Raw genomic sequence first — 1,852 nt, forward strand, 5'->3', positions numbered from 1 at the left:
TCGCTATGTAACAGAAGTCATATTGCCTCAGTACAAAGGCGAGTTAAAGCTTTTAGATGGCAAAAATGATGATAATCAAGAGCAGTCATCTCCTTATGACAGAAGCTTTCACAAGCCTCTTGATACATCTCATACCGTTATGAATGATAGCGTTCCTTTTTAAACAGAAGGTGCTTTAATGGATAGTAAAAAGAAGTCTAGGGTTAGTACAGAAGAATCTGAACCCGTTTATATGCTTACAGAGAATGATATAGAGCTGTTAAGAGATTGTATGTCATCTACATCAATGAGTTATTACAGTATAGTGATGGGTGCTTTATTGAGTACACTTTTCATTCTGCTCTTAAAACTTTCTTGGGATCAAAGTCACTTAAAACTTAAGTTAGGTGTTGCTGCTGTAATATGCATTTTAGTGGTTTTATTGTTCTTTTTAAATCGAATTTCATGGTCAAGATCAGAGAGAATTTGGCAAGATATTAAACAGACATCTGAGGACATAAGTGAAAAAAAACAAAAAGAGGGGACGCCCTAAAATAGCAGGGCAGCTAAGAGAACCAAACGGACGTATATCACGTGCAAAAGCACCGCGTGAAGCCGTTGATAAATTGGCAATAGAGATACGTGCAAAGCGCTTCGGTTTAACGCTACAGGAGGCAAAAAATCCACTTTCTGGTACTTATATAGGGCGACTTTGTTTAAAAGGCGTGCTTACTCAAGAGCAATATGATGCCGCGCAACAATATCTANTACTGATGACAAAGCAAGAGATAAATGGGTAGCATTTGCAACAGAGCAGTTTATAAACACGCAAGAGGCACTAAAAGAAGCCCAATGCCTCTATAGACAGTATAATCTTCATGCTGCGCTACAGTACCTCGTGATAGAAGATCAAATGTTACCACATCTTGTGAATTCGCTGCGTGTTGCTCTTAATGTGCTTCATAAGTATTTAATCGCTAGTTTAAAAAATTTTTAAATATCGCTTCCATTTTTCAAAAGAGCCATATCTTACTGGGGGTCTTATATCTTCTTTGGGCATCATTTCTCTATATACACTTATAGCAATAGAGCACATATTCACTGTATTTTGTAAACGAACGCTTTCGTGTCCTAGTATCATATGCTCTGTACGAATAGTTTGTTCTTTTCTGCTAATGCCATTTGGAGAATTCAAAAATTTTTCTGCGTATTCAAACATTGGATCATTAAAATGTGTTTCAAATTTTGCTTTAAATAAAATAGTTTCTATAGTATCCCAGTCATTAAAAATACTACCGTATTTCTTAAGTTTTGTTTGCAAGTCGTTAAAGGTAAGTGTGGGCATACTTTTATCACCTTGTAATAAATCAGCAAAACGACCACAAAAAACAAGCACTATGTGATAATGTTTTAAAATATTAAATTCCGGAGGATTGCTAGGTAGTGTTATTAAATGCTTCCAAAATGGACTTTTGTCATTGGGGATGTCTACAGTACTTCCCATAAATGTTTTTAAATACTCCACCGATTCTTTTGCCTTTGCTAATTTTTGATGATATTCTGAGTTTTGATAATTTTCACTTACATATTTTTCGTAAAGTTTATCGTATTGTTCTAAACTATCTACACTAGTGTATCTTGATAACACTGATATCGAAAAGAAAGCTATAAATATTACTATGAGCGTTATGGATAGTGACTTCATTATTTAATCCTTAAATTATAATAATTAACACTACCTAACCGATTCTTTTCAAATGTATCAATATGTGTTATTTTTGTGTTGACAAAGTGTAGCAAATCGTATTTAATGACATTGCTGTACTTAGGCGTATTGTGTCTAGAGAGGGAAATGTACAGTTCAAAATCCCCG

Annotated in this window: 2 protein-coding genes and 2 pseudogenes; 3 read left to right on the top strand and 1 reads right to left on the bottom strand. The window is 34.5% G+C overall.

Annotated features, from left to right (window positions below):
• The 3 genes and pseudogenes from ACFIKX_RS00340 to ACFIKX_RS00350 form a co-directional block, all read left to right on the top strand.
• A pseudogene (locus ACFIKX_RS00340) lies at positions 1 to 163 on the top strand (single-stranded DNA-binding protein); the annotation flags it as partial.
• A gap of 15 nt (positions 164 to 178) precedes the next feature.
• Positions 179 to 532 (top strand): hypothetical protein, encoded by a 354-nt coding sequence (locus tag ACFIKX_RS00345; RefSeq protein WP_375613771.1) that lies wholly within the window; start codon positions 179 to 181, stop codon positions 530 to 532.
• Positions 501 to 976: pseudogene (locus ACFIKX_RS00350) on the top strand (hypothetical protein). The gene ACFIKX_RS00345 and the pseudogene ACFIKX_RS00350 overlap by 32 nt, the downstream one beginning before the upstream one ends.
• On the opposite strand, the gene ACFIKX_RS00355 reads toward ACFIKX_RS00350, so the two are convergent.
• The gene (locus ACFIKX_RS00355; RefSeq protein ID WP_375612629.1) at positions 962 to 1,684 is read right to left on the bottom strand and encodes a hypothetical protein; all 723 of its coding nucleotides are present in this window, start codon (positions 1,682 to 1,684) and stop codon (positions 962 to 964) included. The pseudogene ACFIKX_RS00350 and the gene ACFIKX_RS00355 sit on opposite strands and share 15 nt — an antisense overlap.
• Positions 1,685 to 1,852 lie beyond the last annotated feature (168 nt).

This window comes from Bartonella sp. CM86QHHN, assembly GCF_042194695.1.
Classification (GTDB): domain Bacteria; phylum Pseudomonadota; class Alphaproteobacteria; order Rhizobiales; family Rhizobiaceae; genus Bartonella.

Coding starts and splice junctions, on each gene's coding strand:
- ACFIKX_RS00355 (WP_375612629.1), bottom strand. CDS start 1,684: ATGAAGTCACTATCCATAACGCTCATAGTAATATTTATAGCTTTCTTT.
- ACFIKX_RS00345 (WP_375613771.1), top strand. CDS start 179: ATGGATAGTAAAAAGAAGTCTAGGGTTAGTACAGAAGAATCTGAACCC.